This window comes from Azospirillum sp. 11R-A, assembly GCF_049472615.1.
GTDB classification, from domain to species: Bacteria; Pseudomonadota; Alphaproteobacteria; order Azospirillales; family Azospirillaceae; genus Azospirillum; species Azospirillum palustre.
In genome coordinates this window covers 364,029-380,701 of sequence record NZ_JBCEBL010000004.1, presented here as the reverse complement: position 1 = coordinate 380,701, position 16,673 = coordinate 364,029, and the positions used below count along the sequence as shown (strand labels likewise).

The window sequence follows — 16,673 nt, the reverse complement described above, 5'->3', positions numbered from 1 at the left end:
TCCCATCCCGAACTCGGCCGTGAAAAGCCTCCGCGCCAATGGTACTGCGTCTTAAGACGTGGGAGAGTAGGTCGCCGCCAGGTCGCTCAGGCACAGGAGACGCTCAAATCCAAAGCACGCACGCTTGCATCTTCACGAAGTCCATCACCCGACAATGATACATCCGCGGGGTGGAGCAGCCCGGTAGCTCGTCAGGCTCATAACCTGAAGGCCGCAGGTTCAAATCCTGCCCCCGCAACCACCGACACTTGACGCCCCGGTTCGAAAGAGCCGGGGCGTTCGTGCGTCTGAGCCTTACGCATCGCAGCAGCGCCTTCGCAGACTCCGCAGGATGCCGCTCGCCCGGTGGTGATGGCCGCGGATGGTGGTGTCGCGCCAGATGCCGCCACGGGGGCCGGGAACACCGCGGGTGTTGAGATCGCGAGCGATCTGCTTGGGGCTGTGGCCGCCGGCGAAAGCGGTGAAGATCTCGCGGACCACCTCACCCCTGGGGGTGACGGGCGGTTTAGCACCGCGCCCGAAATATCAGATCCTGATTCCCCTGGTCAGCCAGTCTCATTGCTCAGGTCACGAAGCAGCGCACGATATCGGTCAGCGACCGCCCGTGCGGTGAAGCGCCGGCGCGCGCTGGCCAGCCCGGCGACGGAATAACGCTCCCACCGATCGTGGTCCAAGAGAAGGGAGGCCATGGCATCGGACAGCGCGGCTGAGTCGCGCGTGTCGACCAGAAGGCCAGCCCGCCCCTCTTCCAGCACCCAGGGAATAGCCCCCGCATCCTGCCCGGCAACAATCGGGGTGCCCAACGCCAAGGATTCGAGAGCGATCTGGCCGAAGGCCTCCTCCAAAGATGGATGAACGCACAGATGGCACTGGGCCAAGCGCTCCAGCACAACGGTGTTGGGGACGAGACCTGCGAAGACGATGCCCTCGGTCAGGCCGGCGGACTGCGCCCAGCACTCGGCAGCCTGCCCTGGACCGTGGTCGGACCCGTAGAAGGTCAGGACGGCTGTTGGAAAGCGCCGCCGCAACATGGCGAAGGCCTGGATCAGCGATCGCGTGTTCTTCAGACGCCCCCATCCGTTGGCGACAGAAACGAGTGCAGGCCTCCCCCCTGGCCAACGGCGCGGAACCGGGCGGAAGAAGCGCTCTTCAAGCGGCTGGCCAACCACCGGACAAGGTTTCCGGCTGAAGCGGCCGATCCGTTCCGCGATATAGGGGGAGGGCGCTGCGAAATGCCGCCCGGAGACCAGCGTCCACAGGAACAGCCCCAGGCGGCCAAGCCGGTAGAGATCCGGCTTGAACCTGAGGATCATCGGTGCCCAATCGTAGAACGTGATCAGGGTCGGATAGCCGGCGGCCAGAGCACCAAGGGCGAATTCGTAGCCCCAGTGGGCGCTGACGACGTCCGGCGGGTCCTTCCTGATCATGTCGCGAATCGCCCGGCGTTCCGCAGCCATGAAGTCCCGCATGCGATGCCTGCGGCGGTAGGGTGCAACATGGACCGTCAGGTTTCCCGCATCGAAGCGCTGATGGCAGGTCACGCCCTCATCCAACGTGTAGAGTACCACCCTGTCGCCGCCATCGCACAAGGCGAGCACAAGCTGGGAAATGACTGTGGAGCCAAGCCCTTGCGGCAGTGCGGAATTCGGGAACATCGCGCCGAGAAGCGAGAGATCCGCTGGCGCGGCAATGCCGATGCGCATGGGGCGGGCCGTGTTCATGCCTGGAACCACATCCGGACCGCGACCCAATCGAACCGGGCAGGCCTCTCTCCGCAGTGCGCCAGCGGATTTGGCCCGGCCACGGTTGTGGCTGCCGCGAACGCTGTCGGATACGATCGGCGAAACAAGGGCATGCGGGGCCTTATCGATAGGAACACAGCGTTTCTACATAGCATCGAGCGGTCATTATCGCAGCGATGTTCGGCGCGCCATGCACAGGGTGGTGGCGTTCTTAGGAAATCCGGCCGATGCGCTTCAGCATGGCGACCAGACGATCAGTCGGTTATACCATCCCTATGGGACTATCCGACCGGTGGGAATCATCTTGGCCAAAAGTCTAATCGTCCACGCCTGCAGGACGTTCCTGCTGGCCAGTTTCGTCGCGCTTGCGGGATGTGCTTCAACCATCGGCGAGTTTCCAAGCGAAACGGCGCCGAAGAAGATCAGCAACCTGACCGAAGGGTATCGTCTCGAACCGGGCAACCGTGTTCGGATCATCGTGTTCGAAGAGCCAAACCTGTCGGGCGACTTCTCGCTGGACAGCGTCGGCAACATCGCCCTTCCGCTCGCCGGTAACATTCCCGCCAGCGGGCTGACGGCCAGGGAAACCGGTAAGCGCATCGAAGATGTGCTGCGTCGCAACGCGCTGCTGCTCAACCCCTCGGTTTCGGTCGAGATCCAGACATTCAAGCCCTTCTACGTGATGGGAGAGGTGCGGCAACCCGGAGAGTTTCCCTATACGACCGGGCTGACCGTCCTGAGCGCCATCGCCCGTGCAGGCGGATACGACTACCGTGCCCGTCAGAGCGAAGTCGTGCTGGTCCGTCCCCAAGGTGAAGAGCAGAAACTCTATCGTGCCGACGAGTTCACTCCGATCATGCCCGGCGACATCGTGAAGGTACTGGAGCGCCGGTACTAGCGGATGCCGCGCGTTCTGCATGTCCTGAATGCCTTGCAGCGCTCCGGGGCCGAGGTCATGCTGGCGGTCGCGACCCGGCATTTCCGTGACGCCGGCTATGACACCCATGTTTTGTCCACCGGTGCGGAGCGGGGGGTGTTCGCTCCGGCATTAGAGCGGGCCGGTTGCATCGTTCATCACCTGCCGTTCGAACGGACGCCCGGCTATGCCCGACTGTTTCGGCGCCTTCTGGCCGACGTGAAGCCGGACGTCACGCATGTTCACTGCGAACGGGCGGCGCTGCTGTATGCGGCGTTGGCGGCACCGACGACCAGGGTGGTGCGCACGATCCATGCCTGGTTCGATTTCACCGGGCCGCTGCGTCTGCGCAAGGGGGCGGAGCGCTGGCTGTGTCACCGCGTCTTCGGCGTCAGCCATGTCGTTCCCAGCCCGTCGGTGCGTGTCAATGAACGCTGCCGCTTCATGAACGACACAACCCTCTGTCCCAACTGGTACGACGACACCCGGTTTTTTCCGCCAACGGACGCCGAACGGCAAGCCGCCCGGCGGGATTTCGGCTTTGCGCCGGACGATCTGGTGGTGGTGAGCATCGGCAATCATGAGCCGGTCAAGAATTATCACCGTGCCCTGCAGGCGATTGGCCGGGTCCGCGCGGAGCGAAGGGTGCGCTTCCTGCATGTCGGCCGTTCCGTCGATCCTGCCACCGGCGATTCCCTGGCGCAGGTGGCAGCCAAGCTGGGCCTGTCGGACCGGGCATGCTTTGTCGGCCAGTCCGACGACGTGCCCCGCCACCTCCATGCCGCCGACCTTCACATGATGCCGTCGTTGCGGGAGGGATTCGGCATGGCGGCGGTAGAGGCCATGGCGAGCGGCCTGCCGCAGATTCTCGCCGACGTTCCCGGCCTTGCCGATTTCAGGGGGATCGCTCCGGGTGTGATTCATGTTCCGCCGACCGTGGAGGGACTGGCTGCCGGCCTTGAAACGATGTCGGCTACCGCCGACAGCGAGCATCGACACAATGCTGGATGGATCGCTGAGGCGGCACGTAGCCGTTTCTCGACCGGCGTCGGGGTTGCGCGCTATCTCCGGCTTTACGGGTGTCTGCGGTCCGATTGAACTGGGCTGCATCGTTCAGCGTCGATCGTCGGCGTGCGGCAGATCATCCATTGGCGTGCGACAGATCATTACCGCGATGGACTCGGCCCTGCCCTGATGGGCAACAACTAGAGATGGTAATTTTTTTGTTTGTGGCAAGGGCAGTCGTCGGCAGCGTTTCCCCGCTGTCTGCGTGCTTCTTCCATCATCCCGTCGGCGTTCAGACTATTCTTGTAGTATAAGACTTTAGTGTATGGTAGTGGGGTATTTCAGCAATTGATGGTCTGTGAGGCTTTTACAATGTATGCTGGAACGATTTACAAGGATTACCGGCAGATCGCGCTTGCGTTGGCAGCTCTCGGCACGGTGTCGAGTGCGTCGTTGGCCTTTGCCCAAACCTTGAACGTCCAGCAGGAAGAAGATCCCCGGCGGGTCAACAATGCCGCCCGGATCACCAAGGAAGTGTCTCCCCGCGACAGCGGGGCAGATGACAAGGAGCGTGTCCAGGCTTCCTATCAGCCCAAGGGAGTCGAACTCGGCAGCTTCATTCTGTTCCCGGCGATTGAAAACGAAGTCTTATTCAACAGCAATATCTACAGCACACGTGACAACGTCAAAGCCGACATCGTCGACAAGGTGATGCCGGAAATCAAACTGCGCTCGCGGTTTTCCGAACATGCCGTCAATTTTACCGCGCGCGCCGAACAATTTCTTTACCGCACCCATGATGCCGAGAACCATCTCGACGCCAATATCATGGCCGACGGCCGGTACGATCTGTCGCGCGACTGGGAAGCCAACGGCCTTCTCAGTTTCAACCGCAGCTATGAGGATCGCGGCAGTCCCGATGCCGTGGCCGGCGAACACCCGACCCTGACCAACACCTATTCCACCCGGCTTGGGTCCAAGCAGCGCAGCGGGCGCATGACCTACGCCGCCGTGCTGACACTCGACCGGCGTCTCTACGGCGACGTCTCCACGTCGACCGGCACCGCAATCAACAATTCGGATCGCAACCGCATCGAAAGCGAAGGCACGGTATCGGCATCCTATGAGTTGTTTCCCGGCTACGCGGCCGTTGCCGAACTGTCGGCCAATCGCCGGCGCTATGACGACAGGCGTGACGATCTCGGCTTCGAACGGTCGAGCTGGGGGTATGCCGCCCGCACCGGCGTCAGCGTCGATCTCAGCCAGCTGGTCCGCGGCGATTTCACCGTGGGCTATATGGCGCAGGATTACGAGGATTCCCGCTTCACCGATCCGCACGGGCTGTCGGTGCGCGCGAGCTTCAACTGGACGCCGAGCAAGCTGACGGTGGTGGTGCCGAGCCTGGAGCGCTCCATCCAGGAAACCACCGCCTCCCAGACCAGCGCCCTGGTGCGAACCTCGGCCGGTCTGCTGGTGCGCCATGAATTGGAGCGGAACATCGTGCTGACCGCGAGCGGCAAGGTCTTCAACGATTATTACGAAGGCACCCGCCAGAGCAACTGGACCTACGAGGCCCGTCTGCGCGGCATCTGGGCACTCGCCCCGGAATATTACGTCGGCGCCGAGACGGGAACCCGCGTCCGAACCTCCACCGTCAAGTCGTCCGAATTCACGCAGACGGTCATGCTTCTGCGGCTCGGCGCGCATCTTTGAACGGAGTGAAGCAGGAGTATGGTCGCCGCGCCGTTGAGCAGCCTGTCCGAACGTCGGCCGCGCATCGTATGGGCGCCGCTGGTTTTGGTCCTGGTCGACCTTTTGGTTCTTGAAGCCGCGGTGCTCTGCGGCGTCGTCATGCGGTCCCTTCTTGCCATCTGGTTGCCCATCGGCATCGGTGCGGAGGTCTATTCAGGGGCGATGGTGGCGGTGGCCTGCATCCTGGCCGGCTACTGGTTGGCCGGCCTCTATCCAGGCTATGGCCTGACCGGGGTCGAACGGCTGCGTCTGAGGACCATCGTCACCTCCATCGGTTTTGGAAGCCTGATCCTCTTCGACTACATCGCCCAGAATGGACAATGGTCGCGCGGCATCCTGCTGATCGCGGCCGGGACCTGCTTGGTCGCCGGGCCGGTGGCCGACGCGCTGACACGTGGCGTGCTGGTGTGGCGCGGAGTGTGGGGGGCGCCAGTGGCGGTGTTCGGCCCGCCGGAGCATCGCCACCGCGTCATCGACCGCCTGAACGGCCGGCCGGACATCGGCTGGATACCGGTGTACGAAGCTGACGAGCCCGTCGCGGTGGACGGCGCCTCCTTCGCGGTGTTCGCCGTCCCATCCATCGAAGCCCTGGATGTCGAAACCATCGACCATCTGCCGTATCGCGGCATGATCCTCGTGCTGTCCGGCGTGGTGGAGTGGCAGAATCTCTGGGTCTCGGCGCGCGATGTCGGCGCATGCATGGGATTGGAGATGCGGCGCAACCTGCTGGTCGGGTTGAACATGGCGATCAAGCGCGGCGTCGACCTGGCGCTGGTCCTGACATTCGGCCTGTGCGCCGTGCCGATCATCGCGGTCTTCGCCCTGCTGGTCAGGATCGTTTCGCCGGGGCCGGCCTTTTTCCTGCAATGGCGCGAGGGGCAGGGCGGTCGGCCCTTCCGCTTCATCAAGCTGCGCACCATGCGGGTCGATGCGGATACCCATCCACCGCCGGTGCCGGACGGCGGAGATCCGGCGGTCTCCCACTGGCAGCGAGGGATGAAGCGGCCCGACGATCCGCGCATCATCCCCGGCTTGGGGCACTTCATGCGCCGGTTCAGCATCGATGAGCTTCCTCAGCTGCTGAACGTCCTTCGTGGGGAAATGAGCCTGGTGGGGCCGCGTCCCTTGCCGGCCTACCATATCGCCGCGCTCGATCCGGCATCGTGCCGCCTGCGCCGTATGGTCCGCCCCGGCCTGAGCGGCCTCTGGCAGGTGTCGGGGCGCAGCCTCAGCACCCTGGACGAACAGCAGGCGCTCGATTCCTATTATGTCCGGAACTGGTCGATCTGGCTCGACTTCCACATCCTGGCCCGTAGCGTCGCCATCGTGCTGACAGGGCGGGGCGCATGGTGACCGACCGAACCGTCCGCTCAAGGATTGCTGAACTGGGAATGCCGACACCATGACCTCCGCCGATCATTACGCTCCTCGGCATCACGTTCCCCGGCATCACGATGACCCGGCGCGGAACGCCCTGGGACTGGTGGGTGAACTCGACTTCAAGCAGACGCTGATCACTCTTTGGCGGCGGCGTTACTACATTCTGCTGCTGACGGCGATCGCCGCAGGCGGCGCCTGGCTTCTCGTGTCCCGCATCCAGCCGGTCTACACGGCGACGGCGGAAGTGATGATCGACAGCCGGCGGACGCGCATCGTCGACATCAAGGAGATTCTCTCGCAGCTCTCACCCCAGCTGGTCACCGTCAGCAGCGAGGTGGAGGTTCTGCAGTCCCGCACTCTCGCCACGCGGGTGGCCGACGCTCTCAATCTCTACGACGATCCCGAGTTCAACCCCGCTCTCCGGCCGGAGCAGCCATCGCTGTTCGACTTCAGTTCGCTCAGGAGCGTGGCCACCCAGCTCCGGGACGTGCTGTCGCTGGAGTCCCCGACCCCCATAGGCCCCACGCCGGCAGAAGCCGAAGCGAGCAAACGCGCCGAGGTGATCGACAGGCTGCGCAGCGGATTGGGCGTTGCCGCCGTTCCGCAGTCGATGGTCATCCGGATCTCGTACCGCTCCCCCAATCCGGCCGCGGCGTCGCGCATCGCCAACGCGTTCGCCGAACATTACATCACCGAGCAGCTCGAAGCGAAATTCCAGGCGGTCCGTTACGCCACCAACTGGCTGAACGAACGGCTGGAGGGATTGCGCCGGGATCTGGCGGCAAGCGAACAGGCGATCAGTGCCTATCGCGCCACCCACAATCTTCTGGAAAGCCACGGCGCGTCCACGACCCAGCAGAAACTGACCGAGCAGAACTCGCGCCTGGTGGAGACCCAGAGCAAGCGGGCCGAGGTCGCCGCGAGGATCGCGCGGTTGGAGGCTGTGGGCCGGGCCGGGCGGGGCATGGCGGCTTCGGACGAACTGCTCGACTCGTCGTTCCTCTCGCGGCTGAAGGAGCAGGAGGCGACGCTGTCCGGCCAAGCCTCCGACCTCGCGTCGCGCTATGGCGAGCGCCATCCGCAGATCGCGAAGATCCGTGCCGAGCTGGGGGAGATTCGCGGCAAGATTTCCACCGAGATCGCTCGTCTGACCCAGGGGCTGCGCAGCGAACTGGCTGTTCTGCAGGACCGCGAACAGTCGATGTCCCGCGAGATCCGCGAGATGGAGTCGCGATCCTTCAGCCAGAACAACGCGGAAATCGGCCTGCGGGAGCTGGAGCGCGAGGCTCAGGCCAACCGCATTCTCTACGAAACCTTCCTCAACCGTTTCAAGGAAACCGACCAGCAGGAGACGATCCAGCAGCCGGACGCCCGCATCATCTCCTTCTCCGAGCGCCCGCGGTCGCCGACCTCGCCGAAGAAATTCATGCTGATCCTGGCGGCCACGTTGGGCGGGATGATGTCGGCGCTCGCCCTGGTGCTGCTGGTCGAGAAGTTCGACAACACCATTCGGACCAAGGACCAGCTGGAGCAGCTGACCGGCCTGCCGGCGCTCGGGCTGGTGCCGCAGATCAGCGGGCCGGCCGGCAACGTCGCCGCCTATCTGGTGGAGCGCCCGGCCTCCTCCTACGCCGAGGCGTTCCGCATCGCCTGTTTCGCCATCCGCCATCCGCCGGACCGTCCGGAACCGAAGACACTGGTCATCACCTCGACGGTGCCCGACGAAGGCAAAAGCCTGACGTCCTTGTCGATCGGCCGGACCGCCTCGATGCTGGGCCTGCGGGTGCTGCTGGTCGATGCCGACATGCGCCGGGCCTCGATCAGCGCCAAGGTGGGGAAGGCATCGGATCTGAGCCTGGCCGAGGTGTTGACCGAGGGGTTGGATTTCCACAGCGCGGTGATCCGCGATCCCCTGACCGGCCTCGACATCCTGACCGCGACGGCCGCTGGCCGGAAGCCGGTGGACATGCTGGCCATGGCTGACAAGGTGCATCAGACCATGCTGGCGATGCGCGACGCCTATGACCTGGTGATTTTCGACTGTCCCCCGGTGCTCTCGGTCGCCGACGTGCAGGTCCTCGCGCGCCATGCCGATGCGACCCTGTTCTGCCTGCGCTGGAACGCCACGCCACGGGAGAGCGTGCTTGCCGCGGTCCGCATGCTGAAGGACGCCAAGGCGAATGTCGCCGGGGTGCTTCTGACACGCGTCAACGTACGAAAGCATGCCAGCTATGGTTACCGCGACATGGGGTATTACTATGGCAAGCACCGCAACTATTACACCAACTAGGCCGGTGACGACCTCGGGGGGGCGGCGCCCCGCCTCTGTATCGAAAGCCGCCGTCGCGGTGTCCGTGCTGTGCGGCCTGTTCGCCCTGGCCCTTTCCTTCGGACGGCTGGGTGCGGAATGGACGCTGCTGCAGAGCGCCACCCGTGCCGCACGGATGATGCCGGCCGGCTTTGTCGATGCGTTGAGCCGGGAAGCGGCCGGGTCCGGTGTGGCGCGCGCCGCCGCCGCTGCCGCCGCCCTGCGTCTCGCCGGGCTTTCCAACGCGGAAAGCCGGGCGGAACGGGAGGATCGTCTTGCGGCCACCGTGGCCGACCTGCGTCGGGCGCTCCTGGGGGCGCCGCTGGTCGCGGCCACCTGGGAACGGCTGGCCTTCACCGAGCAACTCCGCCATCGCCCGCTCGAAGCCGCCCAGGCGTGGCGCATGGCGGTCGTCACGGGCGCCTTCGATCCCGCCGCGATGGCGAGGCGCCTGGAGAGCGGCTTCGCCCTGTGGCCCTACATGGACGCCGACGGGCGGGATGCCATGGATTTGCAGGTGCGCACTTTCTTCGCCTGGGGACCGGGAAGCGTGACCGAACTCGCCGTCCGCTTTGGCGCGGAGGAGATCGTGCGCCAGGGGTTGGCGGCGGAACCGGCGGCGGCGGCCGACTTCGAGCGGCGCCTCTCCCATCTCAAGCATTGAACGAGAGAAGACCGCGACCGATGGACGGCGAGTTTTTCCAGCAATTCTTCAGCACCATGCAGGGGCCTGCGGCCGTCCTCGGCTTCTCCGTGCTGGCGGCGTCCGCAACCGTTCTCTGGGAGGTCGGGGTTGTCGCCGTGCTCGCCATGAGCCTCCTGGAGACGCAGCTCGGCATCGACCTCGGCTTCCAGGTCGCCGGCTATACGGTGTCGCCCTTCGATCTGGTGGCGATGGGATTGCTGATCGCCGCCTTCTTCCGCATCCTGGTGGCGGGACGGATGACGGGTTTCCAATTTCTTTGGCTGGTCATCCTCGGATACGGATTTCTGTGTTTCGCCGTTGGCGTGGGCAGCTTTGGACTGCAACCGGCGGTGAGTTTCTATCGTCAGCATTTTTACGTGCTCGCTGCCCTGTCCTATAGCCTCACCGTCGCCTGGACGCCGCCGCGCTTGGGCCGGCTGGTGCAAATCTGGCTGATCGCTGGGACGGCTCTGGCGGCGCTGGCCGCCGGTGAGTGGCTGCTGGGCGGGGTCATCCCCCGCGGCCGCGACTGGACGCAGGGATCCCTGTATGCCTTCGATCAGGTGCGGGTGCTGCCGGCCGCCTCGGCGTTGATCCTGGCGCAGGCCGGACTGGCCGGACTGGCGGTATGGTCGCAGATCCGCTCCTCCCTGGTGGTGCGGGTGCTTTCCATCGTTCTGCTGATCGTGTCTCTCAGCCTCTTTCACAGGAGCGTGTGGGGGGCGACGTTCGCTGGCCTTGGCGCATTGCTGGCATCCAGCCGGCAATGGCTCACCCGGTTCGCGCCATTTCTATTGTTGGGCAGCGTGGGGCTGGCCCTGCTTTGGATGCTGTACCAGGGCATGGGGGACAACCTCCTGACGCTCGCGCTCCAGTCGGCCATCGAAGAACCCTTCACCACGGAGAGCAGTCTGGGCTGGCGCATCACCGGCTGGAAACTGCTGCTGGAGCGCGTCTATTCCAGCGGGTGGCCGACGATCCTGTTCGGTGCCGGGTATGGCGCCGGCTACGAACGGCAGATCGGCTGGACGACCGTGTTCCAGTCGCCGCACAATTTCTACATCGCCATGCTTCTGGATACGGGGCTGGTCGGCGTTGGATTGTGGGTGTACGGCTTTGCCCGGATAGCCGCCGGATTGCTGGCACGGCTCCCGGCCGGCCTTGCCGAGTGGCGGCCTTGCCTCGTCTCCCTGCTGGCCACGATCGTCATCTACGACATTCCCTACAACCACCTCTCCGAGCAGGGCGTGTGGCTGGGCGCGCTGGCTGGGATCGCGGCAGCCGGTGGCGCCGCGGTACGATCCCCGGGGGGATCCCCGGTGGCCTGGGCGACCGGCGCGCGGACGCCGGCGACCGTGCCGTTGGGGCGCGAGAGCCCCGGCGGCGTCGCGACGGGCCGGCCATGATCCGGCGCCGCCTCACGACGGTGATCGCCTGCCACAACCGGCGCGCAGTCACGCTTCGCTGCCTTGAGGCGCTGGAGGCCGCAGCGCGGCAGATATCAAATTTCGATATCGAAACGATCCTTGTGGATGATGGCTGCACCGATGGCACGGCGTCGGCGGTGGCGGAGCTTTTTCCCGCCACGCGCATCGTGACGGCCGACGGCACGCTTTGGTGGGCGGGCGCGATGGCGCTTGGCCTGCGGTCCGGTTCCGCGGATGCCGACTTCCAGCTCTGGCTCAACGACGATGTCGTATTGCGGCCGGATGCGTTGGCGCGGCTGGTCGAAACCCATGACCGCTGGATGCGGGAGCATGGGCGGCCGCTGATCGTCGTCGGATCCGTGCTGTCGACGGGGGACGGATCGGTGACTTTTGGTGGCGGGCGGCGCAGCGGGTTCCATCCGTTGCGGTCGGCGCGGTTGCCGGTGAGCGATCTCCCCAGGGAATGCGAACTGGTCAACGGAAATGTCCTGCTGGTGCCGCGTGTTGCGGCGACACGCCTCGGTGGGATCGACCCGGTGTTCGCCGGCGTCCAGAGCATGGCCGACTCCGACTATGGGCTGCGGGCGCTGGCTCTTGGCATCGATGTGGCCGTCGCGCCCGGCTGGTTCGGGCACTGCGATCGGGACACCCGGCCGCTGCCCTGGCGCGATCCCGACCTTTCCCTCGTCGCCCGTCTCCGGGCGGTGACCGGCCCGCGTGGCCGGCCATGGCGGGCCTGGTTTGTCTTCGCCCGCCGTCACGGCGGCCCCCTTTGGCCGGTCTGGTGGGCGGCCCCCTTGATCAAGGGGGTGGTGGCGGCGCTTTGCCCCGATCCGACGCCGGACCGCCGCGTTCTCCTGGTGGAGGGCGTGGTTCCCGATTATCGCTTCGGGCTGATGCGGGCACTGGCGCAATCGGCCGTTCCGCGCTTCGTCGTGTATCATGGGGATGGGCAGACCGGCCTGACGGCGGCGGGCAGCACGGCGGCGCTGCCGATCGCCGCGCATCGTGGCCGTAACATCTTTTGGCCTCGGGTCTGCGGCGGCCGTTTCGCCTGGACGGCCGGCAGCTTCGCAGCCCTGAGCGGCCGTTTCGACGCCGCCTGTGTCGGCCTGCACACCCACGACCTGGGCGTTTGGGCGGTCTGTCTGGCCCGTCGTCTGCTCGGGCGGCCCAAGGTGATGATCAGTGGCCATTTCGCGCTTTCCCAGCCGGGACGCTGGCCGCTGGGACCGGTGCGGCGTCGATTGCGCCGCATCCTCGCCCGTTGCGCCGATGCCGTTCTCCCCTACACCGAAGAGGGGATGCGCGACTGTCTGGCCATTGGTATTCCTGCCGATCGTATCTTTGTCTGCGGCAACAGCGTCGATGTCGAACAGGCGCGGGCGTCTTTGGCGGCCTTGCCGTCAACGGCGGTGGAAGACGCCCGCCGTCGATACGGGTTGCCCGACGGAGCGGTCTTCCTGTTCATCGGCCGGCTCTACGCGACCAAGCGGGTGGACGCCGCCATCGGGGCCATGCGCTTGCTCGCCAACCGCGGCGTCAAGGCCAGTCTGCTGGTCGTCGGTTCCGGCGTCGACGACGGGCGTCTGAGGGGGCTGGCGGCCGACCTGCCGACGGTGCGCTTCGCTGCGGCGGAGTTCGATCCCGACGCCTTGGCCGCGCTGTTCGCGCTTGCCACCGCGGTGGTGGTGCCCGGCTCGGTCGGTCTGGTGGCGGCTCACGCCGCGGCGCATGGGGTTCCCGTGATCGCCTGTCGCGCCGGCGCTCCCCACGGTCCGGAATTCGCCTATCTGGAGGACGGCGAAAGCTGTCTTCTGACCGATGCCGTCGATCCCGCCGAGATTGCCGCGGCGATGGAACGGCTTGCCGCGGACGCGGCCATGCTGGCCCGATTGCGCCGGGGGGCGTGGCGCGCCGGCGACGCGCTGGGGGTGGAGCGGGCGGCCGACGCCTATGCCGCCGCGGCCCGCCGGGTCCTCGGCCTTGCGGGGGCGCCGTCATGACGGCTTGCGGCTCTACGGTTCCACGGCCGGAGATCGACAGGCACGACATTGCGCATCGGCTTTCCGCTGCGGGCATCGCTGCGGAACCGATCCGGACGGATCGTCTCCAGTTCGGGCGGCTGGCGGTTCGGCTCGGCGACGGCGCCGGATTCGTCAAGCTGGCCTTCGGCGGCTTCGCCGTGGCGCTGGCCCGCCGCGAGGCCGCCGCCTATGCCGCGCCGCCACCGCGGTCGCCGTTCGTCCGTCCGGCGCTGCTGGGGTTCCATGACGGGGATGACTGGGCGGCGCTTTGGCTGTCGCACGCCGACGGGGTTCCCCAATCGCGCTGGCGGTCGCTTCTCGTCCGATCCGGGCCGTTCGATCGGGGCGTCGGCGGCAGGAGCGTCGTCCGGCCATTGTCGGCGGTGTTGGCGGAAATGGTGCCGGAGGGGGAGGGCGACCCACGCTCCGCCATCACCCGGCACAGGCGCGTGCTGCTGGACGGGGAGGGCGACCGTCCGCTGCCCTGCGGTCGGGCGCATGGCGATTTCATCCACTGGAACGTGCTGCGCCGTCGCGCTGCGCCGCCGACCCTGATCGATTTCGAATATGGAGTCGCGAATGCCCCGCTGGGCCATGACCGGCTCTATTGGACCGCCGTTCCCCTGTTGCGTCGTGCCGCCGCCATCGGCGGCGATGGGGCGGTCGCCCGGACCGCCGGATGGCTCGTCAGGCTCACCGGGGCGCGGCATCTGGCGGCGATCCTCCTGCTTCACCTCGGCCGTCGCCTGGAGCTGGAGCAAGCGGCGGCGGCAGGGCTGGGGGATGCGCGGTCGCCCGAGTATCGCCGGCGAGTGCGGCTGCTGGCCCTGATCGACCGTCTGTTGCCAGAGGTGAGCCGATGATCGACCGGTTCGCCACCCTCTATCGCCTGGCGCTCGACCTGCTGCTGCCGGAGCGGACGATCGTCCGCCGCTTCATCGCCGCCCATCTGGCCGGCGCCGCGCCCTCGCAATCACGATGCCTGGATATCGGGGCCGGACCCGATCCCTATGGCGCCGCGTTGCGGCGGGCGCTCGGCCCGGAAACGCAATTCGTCACGGTCGACATCAGCCCGGGCGACCGGGTCCGGGCGGTGGCCGACGTCCAGAATCTGCCATTCGCCGACCGGCGCTTTTCGGTGGTGATCGCCTGTCACCTGCTGCAGCATGTGACGGATCCCCGGGCCGCAGTGGCGGAGGCGGCGCGCGTGCTGGGTCCGGGTGGCCTGATCCTTGTCGTCCACCCCTTCATCACCTTGCAGGGACGCGACCGCGACCTCTGGCGCTGGACACTGGACGGCATGACCCTGGAATTGCAACGTGCCGGCTTGACGCCCGTGGCGGCGCGGTCGATCGGCGGACCGCTTTACGCGGTGGCCAGCATCATGGCCTCGGTTCCCGGCCGCCTGCTGGTCACGAGGCGACAGGGCTGGCGGTCCGGCAGGACTCCGGCCGACGCCCTCCGGCTCGGGTTCTCCCTGCTTCTGGCCGCGCCGTTCCACACGCTGGCGCGGCTGCTGGAGCCGCTGGACCGGGCGCTGTGGCCCCATGCGCCGTTTCATGTCGGCGGCATCGTCCTGGCGCGGAAGGCCGACCATGGCTGAACCGCTTCCGTCGGCGCCCGTCCTGACCACCTCATGGGACGACGGTCATCCGCTCGACATGAGGCTGGCCGAGATGCTGCTCCGCCATGGCGTGACCGGAACCTTCTATGTTCCGGGGCGCAACCGGGCGGACCGGCCGGTGATGGCGGCGGCCGACCTGCGGGAACTGGCCGCGGCCGGATTCGAGATCGGTTCCCACACCGCCGACCATCGCCGGCTGCCGGGCCTGTCGCGGGCGGATGCCGGACGCCAGATGGCCGATGGGCGCGCTGCGCTGGAGGACATCCTTGGCCGGCCGGTGGACGGCTTCTGCTTCCCAGGCGGCCGGCCCGGGCGCTGGGGCCGGCTCCTGGCGCGGGAGCTGGGGTTCTCCCACGCCAGGACCACCCAGATGCTCCGCATCGATGCCGGCGCCGACCCCTTCGCCATGGCCACGACCGCCCAGATCTACCCTCATCGGCCGGCGGCGCTTTTGCGCAACTGGCTGCGCCACGGCGGCGGGGGGAGCCGGCTGGCGATCCTGCGCGCCCTGGCATTGCGGGGGGGAGCGGCCCAGGACGTCGCCCTGGGCGACGCCCTTGCCGTGCTGGCGCGGCGGACGGCGCTTCGCCGTGGGGTCTTCCACCTGTGGGGTCATTCGTGGGAGATCGAGGCCCGCGGATTGTGGGGAGCGCTGGACCGCGCGCTCGCGACTGCGGCTGCGGCCTTCCCGGCCGAAAGCCGGGTGGTCAATCGCGCGCTCGTGACCCTTCGGCCGGTGGATGCCCCGCCGTCGCGACCACAGGACGGCTTCCCATGATGAGATTTCTGGCCAAGGTGGCGATCCAGCGGCTGATCGGCACCGTTCCCGGCGGCGCGGCGCGTTACGAGCGGACGCGACGGCGGCGGATCCTGGCCGATCTGGAGGAGGTGACGGTTCAGAAACTCGGCGTCGCCGGCCGGTATCTGGAGATACTCCGGGCGGCCGGCGGGACGGAGGCGGAAGCCCTGACCGATCATCTGGAGATCGGCGGAGGTTGGCTTCCGGTCATTCCGCTGATCCTGCGTCGTCATGGACTGGCCCGGCAGACGATCATCGACGTCGCCCGCCTCATGCGGCCGGAGGACGCCGCCGCCGCCGCCGCGATTCTCGACCGGCTGGATCCCGCCGCCGTCCCGCTGGCCCCGGCAGCGGACGAGCCTCCGGCCGGCTGGCTGGAGCGGCTGGGCATCGCCTATCACGCTCCGCTGTCGCCACCCCTGCCGTTTCCCGACGCCGGTTTCGATCTGATCACGGCGACGCAGGTGCTGCAATATCCGGCATCCGACCAGTTGCGCGCCATCCATCGCGATGCCGCCAGGCTGCTGCGGCCCGGCGGCCTCTATCTGCTGTCGATCGAGCTGACCGACCTGTATCACCATTTCGATCCGGCCCTGCCACGCTTCCATTTCCTGCGTTATTCCGAAACGACGTGGCGGCGCTGGTTCGACAATCCCTACACCCCGCTGAACCGGCTGCGCGCGGTGCAGCATCGCACGTTGCTGGAGGAGGCGCCGTTCGACGTCCTGTTCTGGGAAACCACCGGCGGCGGAACCGACGATCTCGCGGAACTGCGGCGCGCCCCGCCACATGCCGATTTCGCCCATCTGCCCGACCGCGAACTGGCGCGCGATGGGCTTATCGCTCTGGCGCGAAGGCGCTGACGGCCATGCGGGTGCTGCTCTCCGCATATGCCTGCGCGCCCGGCCGTGGCTCCGAACCCGGCTTGGGCTGGGGGTGGGCAACCGCCCTGGCAGAGGCCGGGCATGAGACGCATGTTCTGACCCGAAGGCGTTGGCGGACGGAGAT

General features: G+C 66.8%; 14 protein-coding genes, 1 tRNA gene and 1 rRNA gene. 14 read left to right on the top strand and 2 right to left on the bottom strand.

Annotated features, from left to right (window positions below):
- A 5S ribosomal RNA gene (rrf, locus tag VH569_RS09265) occupies positions 1-83 on the top strand; the annotation flags it as partial.
- A gap of 81 nt (positions 84-164) precedes the next feature.
- A tRNA-Met gene (locus VH569_RS09260) sits at positions 165-241 on the top strand.
- 53 nt (positions 242-294) lie between these two features.
- Here VH569_RS09260 and VH569_RS09255 read toward each other — a convergent pair.
- Entirely contained in the window at positions 295-480 is a 186-nt protein-coding gene (locus VH569_RS09255) for a recombinase family protein (RefSeq protein ID WP_423315089.1), read from the bottom strand.
- A 65-nt stretch (positions 481-545) separates the two neighbouring features.
- Positions 546-1,721: a glycosyltransferase family 4 protein gene (locus VH569_RS09250; RefSeq protein ID WP_423315088.1), complete on the bottom strand. Its 1,176-nt coding sequence runs from the start codon at positions 1,719-1,721 to the stop codon at positions 546-548.
- A gap of 325 nt (positions 1,722-2,046) precedes the next feature.
- Here VH569_RS09250 and VH569_RS09245 point away from each other — a divergent pair, with 325 nt between their 5' ends.
- From VH569_RS09245 to VH569_RS09190, 12 genes are all read left to right on the top strand, one after another.
- A complete protein-coding gene (locus VH569_RS09245) occupies positions 2,047-2,640 on the top strand; it encodes a polysaccharide biosynthesis/export family protein (RefSeq protein WP_423315087.1) in 594 nt (197 codons plus the stop codon).
- Positions 2,641-2,643: 3 nt separating this feature from the next.
- Positions 2,644-3,756, top strand: coding sequence for a glycosyltransferase (locus VH569_RS09240; protein WP_423315086.1), 1,113 nt, complete (start codon positions 2,644-2,646; stop codon positions 3,754-3,756).
- A gap of 279 nt (positions 3,757-4,035) precedes the next feature.
- Positions 4,036-5,376 carry an outer membrane beta-barrel protein gene (locus tag VH569_RS09235; RefSeq protein ID WP_423315085.1) on the top strand — a complete coding sequence of 447 codons (1,341 nt, stop codon included), beginning with the start codon at positions 4,036-4,038 and terminating at the stop codon, positions 5,374-5,376.
- An 18-nt stretch (positions 5,377-5,394) separates the two neighbouring features.
- Entirely contained in the window at positions 5,395-6,768 is a 1,374-nt protein-coding gene (locus VH569_RS09230) for a sugar transferase (RefSeq protein ID WP_423315084.1), read from the top strand.
- Positions 6,769-6,817: 49 nt separating this feature from the next.
- Positions 6,818-9,085, top strand: coding sequence for a GumC family protein (locus tag VH569_RS09225; protein WP_423315083.1), 2,268 nt, complete (start codon positions 6,818-6,820; stop codon positions 9,083-9,085).
- A 58-nt stretch (positions 9,086-9,143) separates the two neighbouring features.
- Positions 9,144-9,767, top strand: coding sequence for a hypothetical protein (locus VH569_RS09220; protein ID WP_423315082.1), 624 nt, complete (start codon positions 9,144-9,146; stop codon positions 9,765-9,767).
- A 20-nt stretch (positions 9,768-9,787) separates the two neighbouring features.
- A complete protein-coding gene (locus VH569_RS09215; RefSeq protein ID WP_423315081.1) occupies positions 9,788-11,194 on the top strand; it encodes an O-antigen ligase family protein in 1,407 nt (468 codons plus the stop codon).
- Complete coding sequence (locus tag VH569_RS09210; RefSeq protein ID WP_423315080.1) at positions 11,191-13,221, top strand: glycosyltransferase; 2,031 nt, start codon at positions 11,191-11,193, stop codon at positions 13,219-13,221. The genes VH569_RS09215 and VH569_RS09210 overlap by 4 nt, the downstream gene beginning before the upstream one ends.
- Positions 13,218-14,105, top strand: a complete 888-nt coding sequence (locus VH569_RS09205; RefSeq protein ID WP_423315079.1) for a hypothetical protein — start codon at positions 13,218-13,220, stop codon at positions 14,103-14,105. Before VH569_RS09210 ends, VH569_RS09205 begins: the two co-directional genes overlap by 4 nt.
- The gene (locus tag VH569_RS09200) at positions 14,102-14,845 is read left to right on the top strand and encodes a class I SAM-dependent methyltransferase (RefSeq protein WP_423315078.1); all 744 of its coding nucleotides are present in this window, start codon (positions 14,102-14,104) and stop codon (positions 14,843-14,845) included. The genes VH569_RS09205 and VH569_RS09200 overlap by 4 nt, the downstream gene beginning before the upstream one ends.
- Positions 14,838-15,644, top strand: coding sequence for a polysaccharide deacetylase family protein (locus VH569_RS09195; RefSeq protein WP_423315077.1), 807 nt, complete (start codon positions 14,838-14,840; stop codon positions 15,642-15,644). The genes VH569_RS09200 and VH569_RS09195 overlap by 8 nt, the downstream gene beginning before the upstream one ends.
- Positions 15,641-16,528: a class I SAM-dependent methyltransferase gene (locus tag VH569_RS09190; RefSeq protein WP_423315076.1), complete on the top strand. Its 888-nt coding sequence runs from the start codon at positions 15,641-15,643 to the stop codon at positions 16,526-16,528. Before VH569_RS09195 ends, VH569_RS09190 begins: the two co-directional genes overlap by 4 nt.
- Positions 16,529-16,673: the final 145 nt, after the last annotated feature.

Coding starts and splice junctions, on each gene's coding strand:
- VH569_RS09215 (WP_423315081.1), top strand. CDS start 9,788: ATGGACGGCGAGTTTTTCCAGCAATTCTTCAGCACCATGCAGGGGCCT.
- VH569_RS09190 (WP_423315076.1), top strand. CDS start 15,641: ATGATGAGATTTCTGGCCAAGGTGGCGATCCAGCGGCTGATCGGCACC.
- VH569_RS09195 (WP_423315077.1), top strand. CDS start 14,838: ATGGCTGAACCGCTTCCGTCGGCGCCCGTCCTGACCACCTCATGGGAC.
- VH569_RS09200 (WP_423315078.1), top strand. CDS start 14,102: ATGATCGACCGGTTCGCCACCCTCTATCGCCTGGCGCTCGACCTGCTG.
- VH569_RS09230 (WP_423315084.1), top strand. CDS start 5,395: ATGGTCGCCGCGCCGTTGAGCAGCCTGTCCGAACGTCGGCCGCGCATC.
- VH569_RS09205 (WP_423315079.1), top strand. CDS start 13,218: ATGACGGCTTGCGGCTCTACGGTTCCACGGCCGGAGATCGACAGGCAC.
- VH569_RS09210 (WP_423315080.1), top strand. CDS start 11,191: ATGATCCGGCGCCGCCTCACGACGGTGATCGCCTGCCACAACCGGCGC.
- VH569_RS09225 (WP_423315083.1), top strand. CDS start 6,818: ATGACCTCCGCCGATCATTACGCTCCTCGGCATCACGTTCCCCGGCAT.
- VH569_RS09235 (WP_423315085.1), top strand. CDS start 4,036: ATGTATGCTGGAACGATTTACAAGGATTACCGGCAGATCGCGCTTGCG.
- VH569_RS09250 (WP_423315088.1), bottom strand. CDS start 1,721: ATGAACACGGCCCGCCCCATGCGCATCGGCATTGCCGCGCCAGCGGAT.
- VH569_RS09240 (WP_423315086.1), top strand. CDS start 2,644: ATGCCGCGCGTTCTGCATGTCCTGAATGCCTTGCAGCGCTCCGGGGCC.